The organism is Janibacter anophelis NBRC 107843 (genome assembly GCF_001570945.1).
Classification (GTDB): Bacteria; Actinomycetota; Actinomycetes; order Actinomycetales; family Dermatophilaceae; genus Janibacter; species Janibacter anophelis.
In genome coordinates, this window is record NZ_BCSQ01000020.1 from 20,878 (window position 1) to 43,016 (window position 22,139).

Sequence of the window (22,139 nt, forward strand, 5' to 3'; positions counted from 1 at the left end):
CGAGAGCGGGCGCTATGACCTCTGCCACGACGACGCATCTCCCCGGGCGAATGCGCGCCCGGGGCCGCCAGAACGCGCATTTCCCCGGGCAAATGCGCGTTCTGGTCACGGACGAACAGCCGGCCGCGCGCATGGGGAGATGCGCGTGTCTACCAGGAGCCGTAGACGCGCTCGCTGTTGGCGGAGATCGCCGCGCACATCGTCGGCACGTCGACCCCCAGCGTGCGGGCCATGATCCGGACCGTGTGCGGCAGGAGGTACGGGGCGTTGGCCCGGCCCCGCTCGGGCGTCGGCGTGAGGTACGGGGCGTCGGTCTCGGCGAGCACCTGCTCGATCGGCACGTGCGCGAGGGCCTCGCGCAGACCCGCCGCGCTCTTGAAGGTGACCGTCCCCGCGAAGGACAGGTAGTAGCCCCGGTCGACGCACTCGCGCGCCATCGCCAGGTCCCCGCTGAAGCAGTGCAGCACGGTCATCTCCGGTGCCCCCTCCTCGGCGAGCACCCGCAGCACGTCGTCATGGCTGTCCCGGTCGTGGATCTGCAGGGCCTTGCCCGTCCGCTTGGCCAGGTCGATGTGCCAGCGGAAGGACTCCTGCTGCGCCGCGTGCCCCTCCGGGCCGGTGCGGAAGTAGTCCAGCCCCGTCTCACCGATCGCGCGCACCCGGGGATGTGCGGCGTGCGCCTCGATCTCGTCCCACGCCTCCTGCAGCCGACCGGCGTCTGCCAGCGCGGGGATCTCGTTGGGGTGCAAGGCGACTGCGCCGAGCATGGCCGGATGGCGGTCGACCTGGTCGACGGTGAATCGGGCGCTCTCGAGGTCACATCCGACCTGCACGACCCGGTCCACCCCGACGGCCGCGGCAGTCGCCAGTGCTACGGCGACGTCGTCCGCGGTCCGCTCGTCGCCCCCTTCGGGCGCAATCGCGTCGGGCACGTCCCGACGACGGATGTCGAGGTGGGTGTGGTTGTCGACGACGGCGACCGGGAGGGGGTCGGGCCGGGCCGCGACCTCGTCGCGCCCCGTCATCACTCGTCCGCCGACATGGCCGCACGCTCGGTGGTGACGACCTCCTCGGCGTCCAGCTTGACGAAGACCGGGGTCGGCTTGGCGATCGGAGTCCCCACGGCCACAGGGGTGCTCGCCCACGCAGGGAAGCCCGAGTAGTCCCCGGTGATGACCGGGTATCCGGGACCGCCGTCGAGGTCGTCGACCTCCTCGACCCGCGGCATCGGCACGAACTCACCGGTCCCGCCGAGCACCGCGTGCACCCGGTTGGCGGCGTGCGGGAGGAAGGGGGCGAGCAGCCGGTTGCAGTCGCTCGTCGCCTGCACGAGCGTGTGCAGGACCGTCGCGAGCCGCTCGCGCTCGTCCTCGCCCTTGAGACGGAAGGGCTCGGTGTCGGAGACGTACTTGTTGACGTCACCGACGACGCGCATCACCTCGGCGAGCGCCGCCTTCTGCCGGTTGCGGGTGATGAGGGCGCCCACCTCGTCGAAGGCCGCGCTGACGCGTGCGAGCACGGCGCTGTCGACCTCCTGCAGCGGTCCGGGCTGCGGGATCTCGCCGAAGTTCTTCGCCACCATCGACGCCGTGCGGTTGACGAGGTTGCCCCAGCCGGCGACGAGCTCGGAGTTGTTGCGCTGGACGAAGTCCGGCCAGGTGAAGTCGGAGTCCTGGGTCTCCGGACCGGCGGCGCAGATGTAGTAGCGCAGCGGGTCGGGGCCGAAGGTCTCGAGCACGTGGCGCAGCCCGATGACGTGGCCGCGGCTGGACGAGAACTGCTTGGACTCCATCGTGAGGAACTCGCTGGCGACGACCTCCGACGGCAGGTTCAGCTCGCCGAGGGCGCCGGGCTCGCCCCCCTTCGCCCCCTTGCCGGAGTACGCGAGCAGCTCCGCGGGCCAGATCTGGCTGTGGAAGGTGATGTTGTCCTTGCCCATGAAGTAGGACGACTGCGCCTGCGGGTCGTTCCACCACTCGCGCCAGCGCTCCGGGTCACCGGAGCGGCGGGCCCACTCGATCGACGCCGAGAGGTAGCCGATGACCGCGTCGAACCACACGTACAGGCGCTTCGTCGGGTACTTCTCCCCCAGCTCGCCGGGAAGGGGGATCCCCCAGTCGATGTCGCGCGTCATGGCCCGCGGACGGATGTCGTCGAGGATGTTCAGGCTGAAGTTGATGACATTGGGCCGCCACGTGCCGGTGGCCTCACGCCCCTGCAGGTACTCGCGCAGCGCGTCGGCGAGCGCGGGCAGGTCGAGGAAGAAGTGCTCGGTCTCGCCGAACTGCGGGGTCGCCCCGTCGATCTTGCTCCGGGGGTTCTTCAGGTCCGTCGGCTCGAGCTGGTTGCCGCAGTTGTCGCACTGGTCGCCACGCGCGTCCTCGTACCCGCAGATCGGGCACGTGCCCTCGATGTAGCGGTCGGGCAGCGTGCGGCCGGTGCGGGGATCGAGCGCCACCTGCTGCATCTGCTCGACGAAGTAGCCGTTGGCGAGGCACTGCTCGAAGAGGTCCTGGACGACCTGGTAGTGGTTGCGCGAGGTCGTGCGCGTGTAGAGGTCGTAGGAGCAGCCGAGGTCGGCGAACTCCTGCGCGATGATCCGGTGGTTGCGGTCGGCGAACTCCCGGGCGGAGATGCCCTCTTTGTCGGCCTGGACGAGGATCGGCGTGCCGTGCTCGTCGGACCCACTGACCATGAGCACGTCGTGGCCCGCCATGCGCATGTACCGGCTGAAGACGTCCGAGGGGACGTTCATCCCGGCGACGTGACCGAGATGGCGGGGTCCGTTGGCATACGGCCAGGCAACGGCGGAGAGAACCTTCATGCGGCTCATCCTAGGTTCCCGGCGCGCGTCGCCCGTCGGCGCTAGCCTGCCGGGAACGCGTGGGGGCCACCCATGCCGACGAGAGGTGGGCCGATGATCGCCGCACTGACCGGGATGGGCCTGAGCGCCGCCGCGGGACTCAACGCCTACATCCCCTTCCTCATCGTCGCGCTGCTCGCCCGCTTCACCGACGTCATCACGCTGCCGGTCGGCATGGAGTGGATGGAGTCGTGGTGGGCCATCGGCATCGGGGCCGTGCTGCTGCTCACCGAGCTCACCCTCGACAAGGTGCCGGCCGTCGACAGCATCAACGACGCCGTGCAGACCTTCATCCGACCGACGATGGGTGGCCTGATGGGCGCAGCGACGGCGGGGGCGAGCACCCTCGACGAGTCGACGTGGATGCAGGAGAACGCGTGGGTGGGTGTGCTGCTCGGCGTCATCGTCTCGGCACTCGTCCACACCGGCAAGGCCGCCGCCCGGCCGGTCGTCAACGCCGGCACGGTGGGCCTGGGCGCACCCGTGGTCTCCACGGCCGAGGACGGGGCGTCCATCGGCATCTCGCTCCTCGCCGTCTTCGTGCCCATCCTCGTCGTGCTCGTGCTCATCCTCCTCGCGGCGCTGCTCATCCAGGTCCTACGACTCTGGCTGCGGTTGCGCCGACGTGCCGGTCGGGACCGGCCCCTGCCGGGTCGGGCCTGAGTCGGCTCGCGGTCAGCTCGCGTCGGGCACGAAGGCGGTGATGATCCGCTTGCCCACGCCCCGCACATAGGCCTCGCGCTCGGCCGCCGGCTTGGTCAGCGCGCTGCCGAGCACCCCCTCCATGGCGGCGACGACCGCCTGCGCCGAGGTCTCGGCGTCGGCGACCTGAGCCCGCACGAGGATCTGCTCGACGATGCTGTTGATCCGCTCGCGCGCCGGGGCCATCGCCTCGGCGATCTCGGGCCGACGGATCGCCTCCTGCGTCAGCTCGGCCTTGGCGAGCAGCGCGTCGGGCTCGCGCAGCCACGACGCGAAGAGGTCGAGCGCGTGCTCGATGACCGTGGCATCGGACTGCCCGGCCTGCTGCTCACCGGCCAGCGCCTCGACGCTGTCGATCAGCCCCGCGGCGGTGAACTCCGTGAGCGCAGTGACGAGGGCCAGCCGGGTGCGCAGGTAACCGGAGGTGCTGCCCTGCGGCAGACCGGCCTCGGCGTCGACAGCCCGGTGCGTGAGGCCCCGCATCCCGCCGGCCGCCACGACCCGGGTGGCGGACTCGAGGATCAGCCGCATGCGCGGGGACAGGTCGGGGCTCTCGTGCGTGGTCATCGTGCTCACGGTACCGCCGCGCCGCCCGCCGCCGAGTCGATCACCCGTCGAGTTGACCAGGTCTTTCTACTTCTGTAGAGTCATTGATGTCTTCAACAGATGTAGAAAGGAACGCATCGCCATGAGCATTGCGACCATCTCCACCTTCGTCACCGCCGCCCTCGTCCTCGTCGGCATCGCGCTGGCCCTCCTCGTCGGCACCGTCGGTGTCGCCGCCTACCAGTTCTTCTCGCAGAACCGCCGGGTGCGCGTCGCCCGTCGCGAGCCGGTCCTCGGCTACTACCGCAACCTCGCCTTCGGCTAACGAGGGGAGAGGCGCGCCTCCCCCTTCGCCCGTCCGGCAGGTGCCGTCCCGGCAGGACCACCGGGGCGGCACCGTCTGCGCCTAGGCTGAGCCCATGTCAGCACCGGCCGCACTCCCCCGCCGGAGCGCGCTCACCGAGTCGCTGCTCGTGCTCGGCGTCTCCCTCGGAGCCTCGGCCCTGTGGTCCGCGCTCTCGCTCGTGCGCAAGCTGACCTCACAGGAGAGCCTGTCCGGGCAGGTCACGGCGATGAACCAGTCCGTGACACCCGACCAGCCGTGGCTGGACCTGACCCACCAGCTCGTCGGCATCGGTCTGGCCCTCGTCCCCGTCGCGCTGGCGCTGCACCTCCTGGCACGCCAGCACCCCCACCCCACGCGGCTCATCGGCCTCGACGGCCGCGCGCCCGGACGCGATCTCGCGCAGGGCCTGGCCCTGGCCGCGGTCATCGGCATCCCCGGGCTCGGCCTCTACCTGGCCGCTCGGGCCCTCGACCTCAACACGACGATCGCCGCCGCCGACCTCTCGAGCGTCTGGTGGGCGATCCCCGTGCTCGTCCTCGCAGCCGGGCAGAACGCGCTGCTCGAGGAGGTCATCATGCTCGGCTACCTCTTCACCCGGTGGCGCGAGGCGGGCTGGTCACCGGTCGCCATCGTCGTCGTGAGCGCCCTCGTGCGCGGCAGCTACCACCTCTACCAGGGCATCGGCGGCTTCGTCGGCAATGTCGCGATGGGCCTGCTGCTCGGTGCCGTCTACCTCAGGGTGCGACGGGTCGCGCCGATGTTCATCGCCCACTGGGTCATCGACATCGTCGCCTTCGTCGGCTATGCCCTGCTCGTCACCCGCGTCGGATGGCTGGGCTGAGCTCGGCAGCGATCAGAGGTCGCCACTGCTGAGGTCCTCGAGAGTCTTGGCGCCCGCGGGCTTCTTCCAGTTCTCCCGGCTGCTGCCCCACCTGGTGTACTCGAGGACCGACTGGCGGTCCCCCTCGCCGTAGCTCAGGCGGATGGGCGAGGGCTTGCCCGGCTCCGTCGACACCCACAGGATCCGCTCGCCACCGCGTGCGTTGTCCGCCTTGCGGATGGCGACGCGATAGGTCTCCTGGCCGTCGAGCGTCTCGTAGCTCGCGGGCGACTGCTTGGCGTCGAAGGGGGTGAGGGACTTGCCGTAGAAGGTCTGCTGCAGCAGCGTCTGCGGACGGTAGGCGTCCATCGGCGAGTCCTCGAAGGGGACCTTGATCCACCGGCCGGTGTTCTTGCGCATCGGGCTGTCGTCCGGCGCCTGCATGACCTCCAGCCAGGCCTTGTCGACCTTGACGAAGTGGTCGGTACCCACGGCGATCGTCTCCAGCGAGCCGCCTCCGGGGATCGACAGGGTCGTGCGCGAGATGCCGGCCTTCTTCGAGGTCGACAGCAGCCCGCCCGTAGAGCCCTCCGCCCGCAGCGTGACGGTGAGGTCACGCTCCTCGTCGTACAGGGTCCCCTCGATCGTCACGTTGTTGGTCGCAGCCATGTACTGGCGTGACTCGGTGAGGATGCTGTTGCCGCTCGGCGGGTTCTTGCTCGAACCGCTGGTGGTCGAGGACGAGCTGCTCGAGCTCGGCTCGGTCGTCGTGGTCGTCGTGAGGGGCGCGTGCGTGGTCGTCGACGATGGCTCACCGCCCCCTTCGATCAGTCCGCAACCGCTGATCCCCACGGCCACGGCGCCGGCCAGCAGGATGCTGACGCGGCGCCGGGCGTGGTCGGTGCGGGCGCTGATGACGGTCCCCCTCGTCATCGGCAGGACCTCAGGAGCCGCTGCGGGCGGCCTTGCGCAGGTCCGCGTTGAGCGTGCTGATGACGTCGAGCGGGATCTCCTTCGGGCACGCGGCCGCGCACTCGCCGATGTTGGTGCAGCCGCCGAAGCCCTCGAGGTCGTGCGTCTCGAGCATCTTGACGACGCGACCGTTGCGCTCGGGCTGACCCTGCGGCAGCTCACCCAGGTGGGTGACCTTGGCGCCGAGGAAGAGCATGCCCGAGGCGTTGGGGCACGCAGCCACGCAGGCACCGCAGCCGATGCACTTGGCCGAGTCGAAGGCGCGGTCGGCCTTCTCCTTCGGCACCGGCACGGAGTGCGCCTCCGGGGCAGCACCGGTGTTGACCGACACATAGCCACCGGACTGGATGATCCGGTCGAAGGCGCTGCGGTCGACGACGAGGTCACGGATCACCGGGAAGGCGTTGGCCCGCCACGGCTCGATGGTGATCGTCTCGCCGCTGCGGAAGGAGCGCATGTGCAGCTGGCAGGTGGTCGTCCGCTCGGGGCCGTGGGCCTCGCCGGAGATCATCAGGCCGCACATGCCGCAGATGCCCTCGCGGCAGTCGCTGTCGAAGGCGATCGGCTCGGTGCCCTCGGTGATGAGCTGCTCGTTGAGGACGTCGAGCATCTCAAGGAAGGACATGTCCGGGGAGATGTCCTTCACCTGGTAGGTGACGAGTTCGCCCTTCGCCGTGGGTCCGGCCTGGCGCCAGATCTTGAGGGTCAGTTCCATGCTCACTTGTAGCTCCGCTGCTTCAGCTCGATGAACGTGTAGTTCAGGTCTTCCTTGTGCAGGACGGGCGCGCCGTCGCCGTACTCCCAGGCCGCGACGTACGCGAACTCGTCGTCGTGGCGCAGGGCCTCGCCGTCCTCGGTCACGGACTCGGCGCGGAAGTGACCGCCGCAGGACTCGCGACGGTGCAGCGCGTCGATGCACATCAGCTCGCCGAGCTCAAGGAAGTCGGCCACGCGGCCGGCCTTCTCCAGGCTCTGGTTGAGGCTGTCCGCGGTGCCGAGCACCCGGACATTGCGCCAGAACTCGTCCTTGAGGGTGCGGATCAGGCCGATGGCCTTGCGCAGGCCCTCGTCCGTGCGCTCCATCCCGCAGTACTCCCACATGATGTTGCCGAGCTCGCGGTGGAAGGAGTCGACGCTGCGCTCACCGTTGATCGACAGGAACTTCTCGATCCGGTCGGTGACGGCGGTCTGCGCCTCGACGACGGCCGGGTGGTCCTCGGAGATCTTCTCGAAGGGGCCCTTGGCGAGGTAGTCGCGGATGGTGTTGGGCAGGACGAAGTAGCCGTCGGCGAGGCACTGCATGAGCGAGGAGGCGCCCAGGCGGTTGGCTCCGTGGTCGGAGAAGTTGGCCTCACCGATCGAGAACAGGCCCTCAACCGAGGTCTGCAGGTCGTAGTCGACCCACAGGCCACCCATCGTGTAGTGCACGGCGGGGTAGATGCGCATCGGCACCTCATAGGGGTTCTCCCCCGTGATGCGCGCGTACATGTCGAAGAGGTTGCCGTACTTCTCCTCGACCGTGTCCTTGCCGAGGCGCTCGATGGCGGCGGCGAAGTCGAGGTAGACACCCCGACGCATCTGGCGCGCGTTGCCGTCGGCGTCGACCTCGTCGACGAGCGGTCCGACGCCGCGGCCCTCGTCGCACATGTTCTTCGCCTGGCGGGAGGCGATGTCACGGGGCACGAGGTTGCCGAAGGCGGGGTAGATCCGCTCCAGGTAGTAGTCGCGGTCCTCCTCGGGGATCTGCCGCGGGTCCTTGTCGCAGTCCTCGGCCTTCTTCGGCACCCAGATGCGACCGTCGTTGCGCAGCGACTCCGACATCAGGGTCAGCTTCGACTGGTGGTCGCCGGAGACCGGGATGCAGGTCGGGTGGATCTGCGTGTAGCACGGGTTGGCGAAGTAGGCGCCCTTGCGGTGCGCGCGCCACGCCGCGGTGACATTGCAGCCCATCGCGTTGGTGGAGAGGAAGAAGACGTTGCCGTAGCCACCGCTGGCGAGGACGACGACGTCCGCGAGGTGGGTCTCGATCTCACCGGTGACCATGTCGCGCGCGATGATCCCGCGGGCGACACCGTCGACGATGATGACCTCGAGCATCTCGTGGCGGCTGTACTCGGTGACGGTGCCCTTGGCGACCTGGCGCTCCATGGCCTGGTAGGCGCCGATGAGCAGCTGCTGACCGGTCTGGCCCGCCGCGTAGAAGGTCCGGGCGACCTGGACGCCACCGAAGGAGCGGTTGTCGAGCAGACCGCCGTACTCGCGGGCGAAGGGGACGCCCTGGGCGACGCACTGGTCGATGATGTTGGCGCTGACCTCGGCCAGTCGGTAGACGTTGGTCTCGCGGCTGCGGTAGTCGCCGCCCTTGACCGTGTCGTAGAAGAGGCGGTAGATCGAGTCGCCGTCGTCGTTGTAGTTCTTGGCGGCGTTGATGCCACCCTGGGCGGCGATCGAGTGCGCCCGGCGAGCGCTGTCCTGGTAGAAGAAGCTCTTGACGTTGTACCCGGCCTCGCCCATCGTGGCGGCGGCCGAGGCGCCGGCGAGACCGGTGCCGACGATGATGACGTCGAGCTTGCGGCGGTTGGCCGGGTTGACCAGGGCCGAGTCGAACTGGTGCTGCGTCCACATCTTCGCGATGTCGACATCGGGCGCCTTGGTGTCCGCGACGGGCGCGCCCTCGGAGAAGTACTCGCTGAGAGTGTCAGTCATGTGTGTTCAGGCTCCTGCTCAGAGGCTGTCGATGAAGATGTAGACCGGCGGGATGAGGAACCCGACGACGATCACCGCAGCGAGGACGGCGCCGATCGCACGGGCGCGCGCACGGGCGGTGGCGGTGTTGTTCAGACCCATCGTCTGCGAGGCGCTGTAGACGCCGTGGTAGAGGTGCATGCCGAGCGCGACCAGGGCCAGGACGTAGATGAGCAAGACCCACCACATGGCGAAGGCTGCGCTGATCATGACGTACGGCGACTCCTTGATCGCCTCGGCGCTCGCGGCGTCGCCGTAGAGGTTCGGCTTGACGATCGTGAACTGGATCAGGTGGAAGATGACGAAGATGAAGAGGGCGAGCCCACCCCAGCGCATGGTGCGCGAGGCCAGCGTCGAGCCGATGTTCTTCTTCACCTGGTACCGGACCGGGCGGGCCGCGTTGTTGCGCGCGATGAGCTTGAGCGCGGCGTAGACGTGCCCCACGAGCGCGAGGATCAGGACGATCCGGACGATCCACAGCAGGCCGCCGTACGGGAGCATCGGCTCACCGAAGGTGCGCAGGTGGTGCGCGTAGGTGTCGAAGGCTTCCTGTCCGGCCAGGGCCTTGAGGTTGCCGTACATGTGCAGCAGCACATACAGGATGAAGATGACGCCGGTGCCTGCCATGAGCATTTTGAGCCCGATGGAGGACGACGCCACCCCCTTCTTCTTCGCGGGGAGGGTCGTAGTAGCCACGGGGTCAAGGTACCGCCTTGTGAGCGGGCACACCTTACCCGGGTCGCCCTTCGAACGTGTGACATTGCTCCGGTTACCGTGACGTAATAGACCACACATCCGTCCCGAAAATCCGGCCCACCGAGCAGAGGAGCACCATGCACGCCCCTCCCGAGACGATCGTCTCGGCCGACACGCCCCGCGGCGAGATCGCCCTGCGCGAGCGCCCCGACCCGGACGGCACCGGCGTCGTGCACGAGCTCGTCGTCGCCGGTGTCTTCGCCATGGACAGCCTCGACACCACCACGGAGGCCGCACTTGCGCTGGAGTCGCTGGCCCGGACCTCCGATCCCGAGCGGGTCCTCGTCGGCGGTCTGGGGCTCGGGTTCACCACGTGGCAGGTGCTCAAGGACAAGCGCGTGCGCCACGTCGACGTCGTCGAGATCGAGGCGGACCTCGTGCAGTGGGGTCGGCTCGCCCTGGCGCCCACCCTCGGTCTGGTCTCGCGCCACCCTCGGGTCAGCGTGCACGCCGGCGACGTCGGCCCGGTCCTGCGGGGCGAGGCCTCCCCCACCGGCCCGTGGGACCTGGTCCTGCTCGACGTGGACAACGGCCCGAGCTTCCTCGTCCACGAGCGCAACGAGCGCATCTACCGCACCGACTCCCTGCGCGCGGCCCTCGACCGGGTCACCCCCGGCGGCGTCCTCGCCGTGTGGGCCGCGCAGCGCGAGCCGGCCCTGCTCACCGCCCTCGCGGGCCTCGCCCCCACCGAGGAGATCCTCCTCGACGTCGAGCGCGAAGGGCGGCGCCTGACCTACGCGCTCTACCTCACCCGCGCCTAGCCTCCGTTTGTCACAGGCCGGGCGAGGTCGGCCCGCGGGAAGGGGCCCCGCTCGCCGAGCCGTCACCTCGGCGCGGCCCCGGGCCGGTAAGCCCCCGGCGGGCCGCGAAACCTCCGGCGGGCCGGGTCGTGTCCCGGCCCGCACAGGGCAACCCGGCCCAAGCTGGGGAACCCGGCCCGGGCCCGGCGAACGACGAGGGAAGCCGACCGGGGCGGGCCCGGCGAACGACGAGCGAGGCCGACCGAGGCCGGCCCGGCGAACGACGAGGGAAGCCGACCGGGGCGGGCCCGGCGAACGACGAGGGAAGCCGACCGAGGCCGGCCCGGCGAACGACGAGGGAAGCCGACCGGGGCGGGTCGGTGCGAATCAAGCCGAAGTCGAGAACGACAAGGCCACCACACGACGACGAAGGACTTCGGCCCAGCGCCGACCCGCTCCGGTCGGCCGAACGCCTCGGTCGGCCAACCGGGGCCGACCAGGGCCGACCGCTGAGGTCGGCCGAATCCCACAGCGTCGAACGCCTACGCCGAGGCAGCCGCCTTGGCAGCACCAGGAAGGGCGGCGCGGATCGTGTCGAGCGCGCTCTCGTCGAGCGCGTCCGAGACGAACCACACCTCGAAGGCGCTGGGCGGCAGGTGCACCCCGCCCTCAAGCATCGCGTGGAAGAAGCGGCCGTAGGCGGCGGTGTCCTGAGCCTGCGCGTCGTCGAAGGAGCGCACCTGCCCGTCACGGAAGAAGATCGAGAACATCGACCCGGCCCACTGCACTCGGTGGGCGACGCCCTCGGCGCTCAACGCGGCGGAGGCGGCGTCGGCGATCGTGCGGGCCGTGGTCTCCAACCGGGGGTAGAGGTCCTCGGTGCAGCCGCGCAGCGTGGCCAGACCGGCGGCGGTGGCGACGGGGTTCCCGGAGAGGGTGCCGGCCTGGTAGACGGGGCCGTCGGGAGCGAGGTGGGCCATGAGGTCGGCCCGGCCACCGAAGGCCGCGGCGGGGAAGCCACCGCCCATGACCTTGCCGAAGGTGAACAGGTCGGGAGCCCCGCCCTCGTAGCCGCCGGGGTGCGCCCCCTTCGTCCCGGTCTCGAGGCCGTACCAGCCCGACCGGCTGGCGCGGAAGCCGGTCATGACCTCGTCGCTGATGAGCAGCGCGCCGTGCTCGGCCGTCACGCGCCGCAGGCCCTGGGTGAAGCCGGGCTCCGGCGGCACGACGCCCATGTTGCCGGGGCTGGCCTCGGTGATGACCGCGGCGATCTCCTCGCCGCGCGCCGCGAAGAGCTCCTCGACGGCCGCGAGGTCGTTGTAGGGCAGCACGATCGTCTCGCCGGCCGCGGAGGCCGGCACGCCGGCCGAGTCGGGGAGGGCGAAGGTCGCGACTCCCGAACCGGCCTGTGCGAGAAGGGCGTCCACGTGGCCGTGGTAGTTGCCGGCGAACTTGACGACGACCGAGCGGCCGGTCGCGCCCCGGGCCAGGCGAAGGGCGGACATCGTCGCCTCGGTCCCGGAGGAGACCAGGCGCACCTGCTCGAGGGGCTCGACGCGGGCGACGATCTCCTCGGCGAGCGCCACCTCGTTCTCACTCGGGGTGCCGAAGGAGAAGCCCTTGCCAGCCGCCTCGGTGACCGCGGCGAGGACGTCGGGGTGGGCGTGGCCGAGGATCATCGGTCCCCACGAGCAGACGAGGTCGACGTAGCGGTTGCCGTCGACGTCGGTGAGCCAGGCCCCCCGCGCACTGTCGATGAACCGCGGGACGCCACCGACGCCGCGGAAGGCGCGCACCGGCGAGTTGACCCCGCCCGGGATCACCGAGCGGGCACGGTCGAAGAGGTCCTGGGAGCCGTGGGTCGAGAGCGTCATGCCCCCAGTCTCCCCCACCTAGTCGTCGAGCCCGATCTCGTGGTGCTGCGGTGCCATCTGGTCGCGCAGGGCGGCCATGGCGTCGCCGAGGGCCGCGAACTGCTCGGGGGTGAGCGCGTCGACGAGGTGGCGACGCACCGACTCCACGTGCACCGCGGCGAGGTCCGCGATGGCGGCGCGCCCGGCGTCGGTCAGCGAGATCTCCACGCCACGCCCGTCGTCCAGGGATCGGCAGCGCTCGACCCAGCCGCGCTTCTCGAGGCGGGCGGCGGTGTGCGTCACCCGGGAGCGCGACTGGATGATGTCGTCGGCCAGGCGCGACATGCGGGTGCGCTGCCCGGGCGACTCGGAGAGCATCGAGAGCAGCTCGTACTCGGTCAGCTGGACGTTCATCGGGGCGAGGTCCTCGGCGAGGGCCCGCTCGAGCAGCCGTGAACCCCGCAGGTAGGCCCGCCAGTGCTCCTGCTCGTGCTGGTCCAGCCAGCGTGTCCCGCTCACAGCCGCTCCGCGATCTCGAGCGCGAAGTAGGTGAGCACGATCTGGGCCCCGGCCCGCTTGATGTGCAGCAACGACTCGAGGACGGCGGCGTCACGGTCGATCCAGCCGCGCTCCGCGGCCGCGACGATCTGGGAGTACTCCCCCGAGATCTGGTACGCGGCGACGGGCACCGGCGAGACGTCCGCGGCCGCGGCCACGACGTCGAGGTGCGGCTGTGCGGGCTTGACCATGATGATGTCGGCGCCCTCGGCGAGGTCGAGTTCGATCTCGCGCAGCGCCTCGGTCGCGTTGGCCGGGTCCTGCTGGTAGGTCGCGCGGTCCCCGCTCAGCGACGACTGCACGGCCTCGCGGAAGGGGCCGTAGAGCGCGGAGGTGTACTTCGCGGCGTAGGCGAGCACGAGGGTGTCGACGTACCCGGCCTCGTCGAGGGCTGCCCGCACGTGGGCCACCTGGCCGTCCATCATCCCGGACAGGCCGAGCACGTGGGATCCGGCAGCGGCCTGCGCGAGGGCCATGTCGGCGTAGCGCTCGAGGGTCGCGTCGTTGTCGACGACGCTGTGCCCGTCGAGGGTGGTCGTGAGCACCCCGCAGTGACCGTGGTCGGTGAACTCGTCGAGGCACAGGTCGGTCATGACGACCAGGCGGTCCCCCACGGCCTCGACGACCGCGCGCGTGGCGATGTTGAGGATGCCCTGGGGGTCGTCGGCTCCGGAGCCGCGCGCATCCTTGGCCTCCGGCACGCCGAAGAGCATGATCCCGCCGATGCCGACGTCGACGCAGGCGCGCGCCTCGTCCACCAGCGACTCGAGGGTGTGCTGCACGACGCCGGGCATCGAGGAGATCTCGACGGGCGCGTCGATGCCCTCCCGTACGAAGACCGGCAGGACGAGGTCGGCAGGGTGCAGCCGCGTCTGCGCGACGAGACGGCGAAGGGGGATGCTCCCCCGCAGCCGGCGCGGCCGGACGACGGGGCCGACCGGGCGGGTCCCGGCCGGGCTCACCCCTTCGCCTTGCGTCGGCTCGACGACTTCTTGCGACGCTCGCTCGGGCGCGTGACCTCTTCGCCGGCCTCGATGGCTGCGGCGGCAAGCTCACGCCCGTGGGTCGCCAGAGCCTCGACGAGGCTCTCACCGGTCGCCTCGGGCGCCATGACGTCGACGCGCAGGCCGGCCTCCTCGGCCGTCTTGACCGTCGCCGGGCCGATGCAGGCGATGACCGTCGCGGGGTGCGGCTTGCCGGCGATGCCGACGAGGTTGCGCACGGTCGAGGAGGAGGTGAAGACGACGGCGTCGAAGGCGCCCTGCTTGATGGCGTCGCGCACCGGCGCCGGCGGCGGCGTGGCCCGCACGGTGCGGTAGGCGGTCACGTCGTCGACCTGCCAGCCCATGTCCTGCAGACCCGCGACGAGGGTGTCGGTCGCGATGTCCGCACGCGGCAGGAAGACGCGGTCGATGGGGTCGAGCACCTCGTCGTAGGGCGGCCACTCCTCGAGCAGGCCCTTGGCCGACATCTCGCCGGTGGGCACTAGGTCGGGCTCCAGGCCCCAGTCGCGCAGCGCATCGGCGGTGACGCCGCCGACGGCGGCGATCTTCAGCCCGGAGAACGCGCGAGCGTCGAGACCGAACTCCTGGAACTTCTCCCGGATGGCCTTGACCGCGTTGACCGAGGTGAAGCCGATCCACTGGTACCGACCGGTGACCAGACCGCGCACGGCACGCTCGACTGCCTGGGGGGTGCGGGGCGGCTCGACGCTGATCGTCGGGACGACCTCGCTGGTGGCGCCGTGCCCGAGCAGCTGCTTGGTCATCGGACCGGCTTGGTCCTTGGTGCGCGGGATGAGCACCCGCCAGCCGTAGAGCGGCTTGGTCTCGAACCACGAGAGGTCGGCGCGCATGCCGACGGTCTGGCCGACGACCGCGAGCGTGGGCACCTCGAGACCGGCGACGGCCTCGGCGGCCTCCTCGAGCGTGGTCTGCCGGGTGCTCTGGTGCGTCGTGGTGCCGCCGCGGGTGAGGGCGACGGGGGTGTCGGCGGCCCGGCCGGCTGCCAGCAGGTCACCGAAGGCACGACCAAGGTGCTCGGGCAGGCCGAGCAGCACGAGCGTGACGTCGTCGGCGACCGAGCCCGACAGGTCGGCGCGCTTGGCCCCGGAGACGCTCACGACGTGCAGGGCACCGGTCGAGCGCGAGGTGAGCGGCACCCCGGCGTAGGTCGGCACGGCGCTCACCGCGGAGACGCCGGGCACGATGTCGAAGTCGATGTCCGCCTTGACCAGGGCCTGCGCCTCCTCGGCCAGGCCGTTGAAGGTCGCGGGGTCACCGTCCATGAGGCGCACGACGAGTCCACCCTTGTGCGCCTTGGCCGTGCGCACGACGAGCTTGGCGCGCATGGCGTGCGTCAGCTGCTGGCCGTGCTCGCCGTGGCTGGCGTCGACGACCTCGACGTCCGTGCCGGTCATCGAGGCGACGAGGTCCTCGTTGGTCAGCTGGTCGGTGATGACCGCGTCCGCGCGAGCGAGCAGCTCGACGGCGGCGACGGTCATGAGGGAGACGTCACCGGGCCCCGCGCCGACGAAGGCGACGCGCGCCGGTCGGCGGGTGGCGGTGGGGGTGGCGGAACGCTGGGGGGTCACGTGACTTGCTCCGAAGCGGTCGTTGGGTGGGTGGCTTGCAGATCGGCGAGGTCGGTGGCGCCGTCGGCGACGAGGATGCGGGCGAGGCGACGGCCGAGGTCCTCCGCCTCGACCACCGGGCCGGTGACGGACCGGCGCAGGTCCCCCGAGCCGTCGGTCGCGGCGACGACGGCTCGCAGGGAGATCACCGGACCGTCGACGTCCTCGACGATCTCGGCGAGGGCGCCGACGGGGGCGGCGCATCCCGCCTCGAGCTCGGCCAGGACGGCGCGCTCGGCGGTGACCGCCGCCCGGGTGTCGGCGTGGTCGATCGGACGAAGGGCGGCCAGCACCTCCTCGTCGTCCTCGCGGCACTCGACGGCCAGGGCTCCCTGGCCGGGGGCGGGCAGCATCTGGATCGGCTCGAGGTGCTCGGTGACGTGCTCGAGCAGCCCGGCCCGGGTCAGTCCCGCGGAGGCGAGGACGATGGCGTCGAGCTGCTCCTCGCCGGGGCCGACCATGGCCAGTCGGGTGCCGAGGTTGCCGCGGATGTCGCGGAACTGCAGCCCGAGCCCGAGGGCGGCGAGCTGGGCGCGCCGGCGCGGGGAGCCGGTGCCGACGACGGAGCCCTCACCGAGCTCGCCGAGGGTGAGTCCGTCGCGCGCGCAGAGCGCATCGCGCGGGTCGACCCGCGCGGGGATGGCGGCGATGGCCAGACCGGGTGCGGGCGCGGTCGGCAGGTCCTTGAGCGAGTGGACGGCCAGGTCGATCTCGCCGGCGAGCAGCGCGTCGCGCAGCGCCGTGGCGAAGACCCCGGTGCCGCCCATGCTCGCGAGCGAGGCGCGGTTGGTGTCGCCCTCGGTGACGATCTCGACGAGCTCGACCTCGTGGCCGGCCGCGCGCAGCGCGTCGGCGACGTGGCCGGACTGGGTCATGGCCAGCATCGAGCGACGTGTCCCCAGACGAAGGGAGGTCATCGGGCACCCCCTTCGGCGTGCAGGTCGAAGAGCTGGTGCAGCGCGTCCTCGTACTCGCCGAAGCGACCGTCGATCGCCAGCTCCTTGGCACGGACGGTGGGCGCGTGGAGCAGCTTCTCGACGATGCGGTGCACGGCGAGCTCGACCTCGGCGCGGTCGCCGTCGGCCATGTCGGGGGTGCGCTGGCCGAGTCGCTCCAGCTCCCGCTCGACGACCTGCTGGGCGGCGCTGCGCAGTGCCCGGACGGTCGGTCCGGCGATGCTCGCGGCCCGCTGCCCGAGGTGCTTGGTGACGGCGTCGCCGACGATCTGGCGCGCCTGCTCGACCTCGGGCACCGCGCCTGCGGTCCCAAGCAGGTCGCCGAGCTCGGCGAGGCCGAGGCGGGTGACGCCGCTGAGGTCCGCGACCTCGTGGGCGACGTCGTGCGGCAGGGCGAGGTCGATGTAGGCCTGCCGACGACCGGCCCGGGCGACCTGGGCATCGGCCGCGTCGGGCAGGGCGATCGCCAGACCGGTCGAGCCGGTGCAGGAGATGACGACGTCGGCCTCGGCGAGGGCCTCCGCGAGCTCGTGCGTCGGGCGGGCCCGGCCACCGAGCCGCTCCGCGAGGGCGGCCCCGCGCTCGTGCGTGCGGTTGACCACGGTCAGCTCGGCGACGCCGCGGCGGATGGAGCTGGTCGCGGCGAGGGCACTCATGGCCCCGGCACCGACGACGAGGACGTGCACGTCGGCGAGCGGCCCGACGTGCTGCTCGGCGGCATCGAGCCCGGCACCGACGAGGGAACGCGAGACCTCGTCGATCGCGGTCTCGGAGTGCACCCGCTTGCCGGTGCGCAGCGCCTGCTGGACGAGGGAGTTGAGCTTGCTGCCGACGTGGCCGTCGCTCTGGCCGCGCCCGAGGGCGTCGCGCAGCTGGCCGAGGATCTGGGCCTCGCCCACCGCCATGGAGTCGAGCCCGGCGGCGACGTTGAAGACGTGGGCGACCGCGGCGTCCCCGTAGTGCAGGTCCAGGTGCGCCTTGAGGTCGTCGTGGGTGATCTCGGTGGCGCTCGTGAGCGCCTCGGTGAGGTCGGCGACGGCACCGTGGAAGGCGCTGACCTCGGCGTAGACCTCGGTGCGGTTGCACGTCGCGACGACGAGGTGCTCGGTGATGTCGGGGCTGGCCGAGGCGGCCGCGATGATCCGGGACAGGCTGCCCTCGTCGAGCGCCGCCCGCTCGAGGACGGAGATCGGGGCGCGACGGTGGTTCAGGCCGAAGGCGAGCAGGCTCATCCGGCACCCTCCAAGAGGTCCTCGGGAACGGTTCCGGAGCGCTGCTGCTCGTGGAAGGCGAGGATCTGCAGCTCCGTGGACAGGTCGACCTTGCGCATGTGGACCCCTTCGGGGACCTGGATCGCGGTCGCGGCGAAATTGAGGATCGAGCTCACGCCCGCGGTGACGAGCAGGTCGGCCACCTCCTGGGCGGACGCGGGCGGGGTGGCGATGACGCCGATGCACGCCTCCCCGGGCGTGACGAGCGAGGTCAGCGCGGCCATCGGCTGGATCGTCAGCTCGTCGACCTGGACGCCGACGAGCTGGGGGTCGCGGTCGAGCAGGGCGACGACCTTGAAGCCCTTGGTCGCGAAGCCGCCGTAGGAGGCGAGCGCGCGGCCCAGGTTGCCCATCCCGACGATGACGACCGGCCAGTCGTGGGTCAGCCCGAGGGCGCGGGAGATCTGGTAGGTCAGGTGGGCCACGTCGTAGCCGACGCCGCGCACACCGTAGGACCCGAGGTGGCTGAGGTCCTTGCGCAGCTTCGCCGAGCTGACCCCGGCGCTGTGCGCGAGCTCCTCCGAGGAGACCGAGAGGACGTCCTGGGCGGTGAGCTGGCCGAGGGCCCGCAGGTATCCGGGGAGCCGGGCAACCGTCGCGTCGGGGATGTCGCGCTTGGCGGCCTGATCGACGGACACGGCTGGGCTCGGGCTCCTCTCCCGGTCGAGGGGCGAGCGCCTCCTGACGACCGAACTCCCACGAGATTACGCTCTTGTGAACAAATGCACAAAGTCGCGACGGTCCGCGGACACCGCCGGACGTTCAGCCCTCGAGAGCCGCGCGCAAGCGCCCTTCGTCCACCCGCCAGTAGTCGTGCTGGCGGCCGTCGACGAAGGTGACCGGCACCTCGTCGGTCCAGCGCGCCAGCGCCGGGTCGGCGTCGATGTCCACCTCGGCGAAGCTGTCGCCGGTCTCGCCGACGACGCGCTCGATGACCTCGCGCGCCACGTCGCACAGGTGACAACCGTCGCGACCGATCATCACGACGCGGGTGTCGGGCAGGTCGGACACGACCGCTCCTAGAAGAAGACCGAGCGCCGGGTGACGAGCACGGAGTACAGCGTCTGCTGGATCGTCTCGCGCACCTGGTCGGTCACCTCGAAGACGAGCATCGGGTCATCGGCCGCCGACGGGCCCAGGGACGCGGTGTCGACCGGCTCGCCGAACTCGATGATCCACTTGCTCGGCAGCGGCACGAGCCCCAACGGACCGAGCAGCGGGAAGAACGGGGTGATCGGCGCATAGGGGGCGCCGACGAGCCGGGCCACCGTCTTCATGTTGCCGATCATCGGGTAGACCTCCTCGGCCCCGACGACCGAGCACGGGATGATCGGGACCTCGGAGCGCACGGCCGCGGAGACGAAGCCGCCCCGGCCGAAGCGCTGCAGCTTGTACCGCTCGCGGAAGGGCTTGCCGACGCCCTTGAACCCCTCGGGCCACACCCCGACGAGCTCGCCCTGGCGCAGCAGCCGCTCGGCGTCGGCGTTGGAGGCCAGGGTGGCCCCGGTCTTGCGGGCGAAGTCCCCGACGACCGGCAGCTGGAAGACGAGGTCGGCACCGAGCATCCGCAGGAAGCGGCCCTGCGGGTGCGCGTCGTGGATCGCCAGCTGGGTCATGACCGAGTCGATCGCGATCGTGCCGGAGTGGTTGGACACGAGCAGCGCGCCGCCCTCGGCCGGGATGTTCTCGATCCCGCGCACCTCGATCCGGAACCAGTGGTCCTTGAGCAGGCGCAGCACCGGGAAGACGGTGTGGATCGTGAAGTCCTCGTCGAAGCCGAAGTCGTCGACGGCGTAGTCACCCTTGACCCGGCGCTGCAGGAAGTGCAACGTCTCGGCGAAACGGCGCTCCCAGGTGTCGCCCGCGGCGGCACCGGCCGCCTGACCGAGGGTCCGGGAGGTCAGCTGCCCCGCGGACAGCAGCACGGAGAGCATCTCCGCCAGCCCCGGGACGAGCGCCTGCCCGGAGTCGGGCGTGCCCGACGTCGCCGGGGTCGGGGCGGGCCGACTCGCTGCCGCCGGCCGGTCCGACACCGTGCTGCGGCGCGCCGGTGGGCGGCGCCGGGCGGTGCTCGGGGTCGACGTCGTGCGCTGGGCCGTGGGGGGCGTGCCGTCCGGTCCTGGCACGACGGTGAGGTTGGGCTTGCGCGTCGTCGTGCGACGGGTGGCGGGCGCCTTGCCCTGGGTCCGGGAGGCGGGCGCCGCACTCGCCTTCACCTGCGCGGAGGGACCCGTGAGAAGGGGGGTGCTCCGGCGCCGTGCCCGCTCGCCGCCCGCGCGGTCGGCTGCGGCCGAGACGCTGCTCGGGCGGACCGTCGACTTCTTGGCGGCGGCCCTCTTCGCCGTCGCCTTGGTGGCGGGGGCCTTGGCCGCGGCCGTGGTGGCCGGGCTCTTCTTCGCGGCGGCCTTCTTCGCCGTCGCGCTGCGGGTGGTCTTCTTGGGGGCGGCCTTCGCGGTGGCCGCCTTCTTCGCGGTGGCCGCCTTCTTCGCGGTGGTGGCCTTCTTCGCGGCGGCCGCCTTCTTCGCGGGAGCCGCGGAGGCCGTGGTCTTCTTCGGTCCGGAGGCCCGGGTGCTGTCGGCCATCACTTCTCGCTCTCGGTGGTCGGCGTCACGGCCCGCATCGCGGCCTGGGCGGCCTGCACGGCCGACCAGCCGGGCTGGGCGAAGGGCAGACGGTCGAGGACGCGCCCCTTGGTCGCGCGGGCGAAGTCCTCATAGGCGGCACGCGTGGTGTAGGCCGGCTCGAAGCCGAGCGCATCACGCATGCGGGTGGTGTCGAGCCCGCGACCGAAGCTCAACATGTCCAGCTGGTCGGACCCGATGTCGATCAGGCCGAAGCGCTTGGCAAGGTCGGCGATGCCGGAGGTCGTCATGCGTGGCACGAGGACGTAGGGCCGTCCGGCGATGTTCGCCGCCTGGCTCGCCGTGATGATGCCCTCGCCGGCCACGTTGACCGCGCCGAGACCGGGCACCGTGAGGGCCTGCGCCAGGGCGCCGACGCAGTCGTCCTCGTGGACGAACTGCAGCCGGGCGTCGTACCCGAGCGGGATGGGGATGACCGGCAGGCTGAAGTGGTCGGTGAAGGCGGTGCGGATCCGCGGCCCGATGACATTGGCGAACCGCAGTGTCGTGATCTCGATGTCCGGCCGCCGACGTGACAGACCCCGGACGTATCCCTCGACCTCGACGCTGTCACGCGCCCAACCCGAGCTCGGCATCTTCTGCGCCGACATGTCCTCGGTGAACATGGCCGGGTCACGCGGGCTGGACCCGTAGACGCCGGCCGTGGACTTCACGACGAGCCGGGTCACCGACTCCGCCCGCTGGCAGGCCGCCAGGAGCTGCATCGTGCCGATGACGTTGACCTCTTTTTGCGTGGCCCGGCCGCCACCGGCGCGCGGGGTGGCGATGACGCCCATGTGCACGACCGTGTCGACGTCGTTGCCCGCGATGATCCGTCCGATGAGCGGGCTGCGGATGTCGGCACGCATGAATTCGGCGCGGCCGATGCCGTGGCGCGGCGGGACGACGTCGACGCCGATGATCCGGCCGATGGACTCGTCTCGGCTCAGGCGACGCACGAAGGCGCCGCCGAGGTGGCGCGAGACGCCGGCGACGAGGACTGTCTCTGGCACGGCAGGTCCTTCCTGGACGTCGAGGTCACTGATCACGGCTTGCGCCGAGCCTAGTCTCGCGCGCCCGCTGCGGGTGGCGCGGGGTCTCTCGTGGTCGATGAGAGACAGGAATCACGCGGGGACGACGAAGGGGGTCCGACCGCGATCTCGCGGTCGGACCCCCTTCGTGAGGTCACTTCTTGTTGCGACGCTGGTGGCGCGTCTTGCGCAGCAACTTGCGGTGCTTCTTCTTCGCCATGCGCTTGCGACGCTTCTTGATGACAGAACCCATGCGGATGTCCTTCGTGTCGTGATCAGTGCTTGCCGGTGGTGGCTCGAGCGATGCCGGTCCTGCGGCCGCAGGCACCACCGAGTCCGAGTCAGGCGACAGAGTCTATCCGCTGACGGGGAGTGCCCCGTGCACGACCCCCGTCCGGCTGCTCGTCAGGGACTCAGGCCGTCTCGACGAACGAGGTCTCGAGGTAGGTGTGGACCGCGTCCTCCGGGACGCGGAAGCTACGACCGACGCGCACGGCCGGCAGGTCGCCGTTGTGGACCATGCGGTAGACCGTCATCTTGGACACGCGCATGATCGACGCGACCTCAGCCACGGTGAGGAAGCGCACCTCACCCAGTCGGTCGTTGGACATGATCACCTCGATATCCGCAGGGGCGTGCCGCCGACCGGTGTCGGCGTCCTGGGACGAGCCCTGCAGGTGACCACCATAGGGGCAGATGTGACGACTGTGAAGACGAGAGGACGAAT

At 71.0% G+C, this 22,139-nt stretch carries 23 protein-coding genes; 4 read left to right on the forward strand and 19 right to left on the reverse strand.

Going from position 1 to position 22,139, the window contains the following annotated elements; genetic code table 11:
* Nucleotides 1–149: 149 nt before the first annotated feature.
* Both JAN01S_RS07160 and metG read right to left on the reverse strand, forming a co-directional pair.
* Complete coding sequence (locus JAN01S_RS07160; RefSeq protein ID WP_068315821.1) at nt 150–1,025, reverse strand: TatD family hydrolase; 876 nt, start codon at nt 1,023–1,025, stop codon at nt 150–152.
* Nucleotides 1,025–2,824 (reverse strand): methionine--tRNA ligase, encoded by a 1,800-nt coding sequence (gene metG / locus JAN01S_RS07165; RefSeq protein ID WP_068315824.1) that lies wholly within the window; start codon nt 2,822–2,824, stop codon nt 1,025–1,027. The genes JAN01S_RS07160 and metG overlap by 1 nt, the downstream gene beginning before the upstream one ends.
* A gap of 93 nt (nt 2,825–2,917) precedes the next feature.
* Here metG and JAN01S_RS07170 point away from each other — a divergent pair, with 93 nt between their 5' ends.
* The gene (locus tag JAN01S_RS07170) at nt 2,918–3,526 is read left to right on the forward strand and encodes a DUF4126 domain-containing protein (protein WP_068315827.1); all 609 of its coding nucleotides are present in this window, start codon (nt 2,918–2,920) and stop codon (nt 3,524–3,526) included.
* 12 nt (nt 3,527–3,538) lie between these two features.
* On the opposite strand, the gene JAN01S_RS07175 is transcribed toward JAN01S_RS07170, so the two are convergent.
* On the reverse strand, nt 3,539–4,132 hold the full coding sequence (locus tag JAN01S_RS07175) for a TetR/AcrR family transcriptional regulator (protein ID WP_157075644.1): 594 nt from the start codon (nt 4,130–4,132) through the stop codon (nt 3,539–3,541).
* Nucleotides 4,133–4,253: 121 nt separating this feature from the next.
* On the opposite strand from JAN01S_RS07175, the gene JAN01S_RS07180 reads away from it, so the two are divergent.
* Nucleotides 4,254–4,436, forward strand: a complete 183-nt coding sequence (locus JAN01S_RS07180; protein ID WP_068315835.1) for a hypothetical protein — start codon at nt 4,254–4,256, stop codon at nt 4,434–4,436.
* Nucleotides 4,437–4,530: 94 nt separating this feature from the next.
* On the forward strand, nt 4,531–5,298 hold the full coding sequence (locus JAN01S_RS07185; protein WP_068315838.1) for a CPBP family intramembrane glutamic endopeptidase: 768 nt from the start codon (nt 4,531–4,533) through the stop codon (nt 5,296–5,298).
* Between the two features lie 12 nt (nt 5,299–5,310).
* Here the strand turns inward: JAN01S_RS07185 and JAN01S_RS07190 are convergent, their stop codons facing one another.
* Genes JAN01S_RS07190 through JAN01S_RS07205 form a run of 4 tightly spaced genes read right to left on the reverse strand, consistent with a single transcriptional unit; the run spans nt 5,311 to nt 9,690 of the window.
* A complete protein-coding gene (locus JAN01S_RS07190) occupies nt 5,311–6,210 on the reverse strand; it encodes a hypothetical protein (protein WP_068315841.1) in 900 nt (299 codons plus the stop codon).
* A gap of 10 nt (nt 6,211–6,220) precedes the next feature.
* Nucleotides 6,221–6,964 (reverse strand): succinate dehydrogenase/fumarate reductase iron-sulfur subunit, encoded by a 744-nt coding sequence (locus JAN01S_RS07195; protein WP_068315844.1) that lies wholly within the window; start codon nt 6,962–6,964, stop codon nt 6,221–6,223.
* Between the two features lie 2 nt (nt 6,965–6,966).
* A complete protein-coding gene (locus JAN01S_RS07200; RefSeq protein ID WP_068315847.1) occupies nt 6,967–8,955 on the reverse strand; it encodes a fumarate reductase/succinate dehydrogenase flavoprotein subunit in 1,989 nt (662 codons plus the stop codon).
* An 18-nt stretch (nt 8,956–8,973) separates the two neighbouring features.
* Nucleotides 8,974–9,690 carry a succinate dehydrogenase cytochrome b subunit gene (locus JAN01S_RS07205; protein WP_068315851.1) on the reverse strand — a complete coding sequence of 239 codons (717 nt, stop codon included), beginning with the start codon at nt 9,688–9,690 and terminating at the stop codon, nt 8,974–8,976.
* Nucleotides 9,691–9,827: 137 nt separating this feature from the next.
* Between JAN01S_RS07205 and JAN01S_RS07210 the strand changes: the two genes are divergently transcribed.
* On the forward strand, nt 9,828–10,511 hold the full coding sequence (locus JAN01S_RS07210) for a spermine/spermidine synthase domain-containing protein (RefSeq protein WP_068315854.1): 684 nt from the start codon (nt 9,828–9,830) through the stop codon (nt 10,509–10,511).
* Nucleotides 10,512–11,032: 521 nt separating this feature from the next.
* Here the strand turns inward: JAN01S_RS07210 and hemL are convergent.
* The 12 genes from hemL to JAN01S_RS07265 form a co-directional block, all read right to left on the reverse strand.
* Nucleotides 11,033–12,364, reverse strand: a complete 1,332-nt coding sequence (hemL, locus tag JAN01S_RS07215; RefSeq protein WP_068315857.1) for a glutamate-1-semialdehyde 2,1-aminomutase — start codon at nt 12,362–12,364, stop codon at nt 11,033–11,035.
* 18 nt (nt 12,365–12,382) lie between these two features.
* Nucleotides 12,383–12,862, reverse strand: a complete 480-nt coding sequence (locus tag JAN01S_RS07220) for a MarR family winged helix-turn-helix transcriptional regulator (RefSeq protein WP_068315859.1) — start codon at nt 12,860–12,862, stop codon at nt 12,383–12,385.
* Complete coding sequence (hemB, locus tag JAN01S_RS07225; RefSeq protein WP_068315862.1) at nt 12,859–13,863, reverse strand: porphobilinogen synthase; 1,005 nt, start codon at nt 13,861–13,863, stop codon at nt 12,859–12,861. Before hemB ends, JAN01S_RS07220 begins: the two co-directional genes overlap by 4 nt.
* The gene (locus tag JAN01S_RS07230; RefSeq protein WP_068315865.1) at nt 13,860–15,494 is read right to left on the reverse strand and encodes a bifunctional uroporphyrinogen-III C-methyltransferase/uroporphyrinogen-III synthase; all 1,635 of its coding nucleotides are present in this window, start codon (nt 15,492–15,494) and stop codon (nt 13,860–13,862) included. The genes hemB and JAN01S_RS07230 overlap by 4 nt, the downstream gene beginning before the upstream one ends.
* Nucleotides 15,491–16,450 carry a hydroxymethylbilane synthase gene (gene hemC / locus JAN01S_RS07235; RefSeq protein ID WP_068315868.1) on the reverse strand — a complete coding sequence of 320 codons (960 nt, stop codon included), beginning with the start codon at nt 16,448–16,450 and terminating at the stop codon, nt 15,491–15,493. Before hemC ends, JAN01S_RS07230 begins: the two co-directional genes overlap by 4 nt.
* Nucleotides 16,447–17,721 (reverse strand): glutamyl-tRNA reductase, encoded by a 1,275-nt coding sequence (locus tag JAN01S_RS07240; protein WP_068315871.1) that lies wholly within the window; start codon nt 17,719–17,721, stop codon nt 16,447–16,449. The genes hemC and JAN01S_RS07240 overlap by 4 nt, the downstream gene beginning before the upstream one ends.
* Nucleotides 17,718–18,398 carry a redox-sensing transcriptional repressor Rex gene (locus JAN01S_RS07245; protein ID WP_068315874.1) on the reverse strand — a complete coding sequence of 227 codons (681 nt, stop codon included), beginning with the start codon at nt 18,396–18,398 and terminating at the stop codon, nt 17,718–17,720. The genes JAN01S_RS07240 and JAN01S_RS07245 overlap by 4 nt, the downstream gene beginning before the upstream one ends.
* Nucleotides 18,399–18,522: 124 nt before the next feature.
* The gene (locus JAN01S_RS07250; protein ID WP_306305658.1) at nt 18,523–18,771 is read right to left on the reverse strand and encodes a glutaredoxin family protein; all 249 of its coding nucleotides are present in this window, start codon (nt 18,769–18,771) and stop codon (nt 18,523–18,525) included.
* An 8-nt stretch (nt 18,772–18,779) separates the two neighbouring features.
* Nucleotides 18,780–20,342, reverse strand: a complete 1,563-nt coding sequence (locus JAN01S_RS07255; RefSeq protein WP_084360086.1) for a lysophospholipid acyltransferase family protein — start codon at nt 20,340–20,342, stop codon at nt 18,780–18,782.
* The gene (locus JAN01S_RS07260) at nt 20,342–21,394 is read right to left on the reverse strand and encodes an NAD-dependent epimerase/dehydratase family protein (RefSeq protein ID WP_084360087.1); all 1,053 of its coding nucleotides are present in this window, start codon (nt 21,392–21,394) and stop codon (nt 20,342–20,344) included. Before JAN01S_RS07260 ends, JAN01S_RS07255 begins: the two co-directional genes overlap by 1 nt.
* A gap of 172 nt (nt 21,395–21,566) precedes the next feature.
* The gene (locus tag JAN01S_RS16600) at nt 21,567–21,665 is read right to left on the reverse strand and encodes a 30S ribosomal protein bS22 (protein ID WP_003792170.1); all 99 of its coding nucleotides are present in this window, start codon (nt 21,663–21,665) and stop codon (nt 21,567–21,569) included.
* 160 nt (nt 21,666–21,825) lie between these two features.
* Complete coding sequence (locus JAN01S_RS07265) at nt 21,826–22,023, reverse strand: helix-turn-helix domain-containing protein (RefSeq protein WP_068315878.1); 198 nt, start codon at nt 22,021–22,023, stop codon at nt 21,826–21,828.
* Between the last annotated feature and the right edge of the window lie 116 nt (nt 22,024–22,139).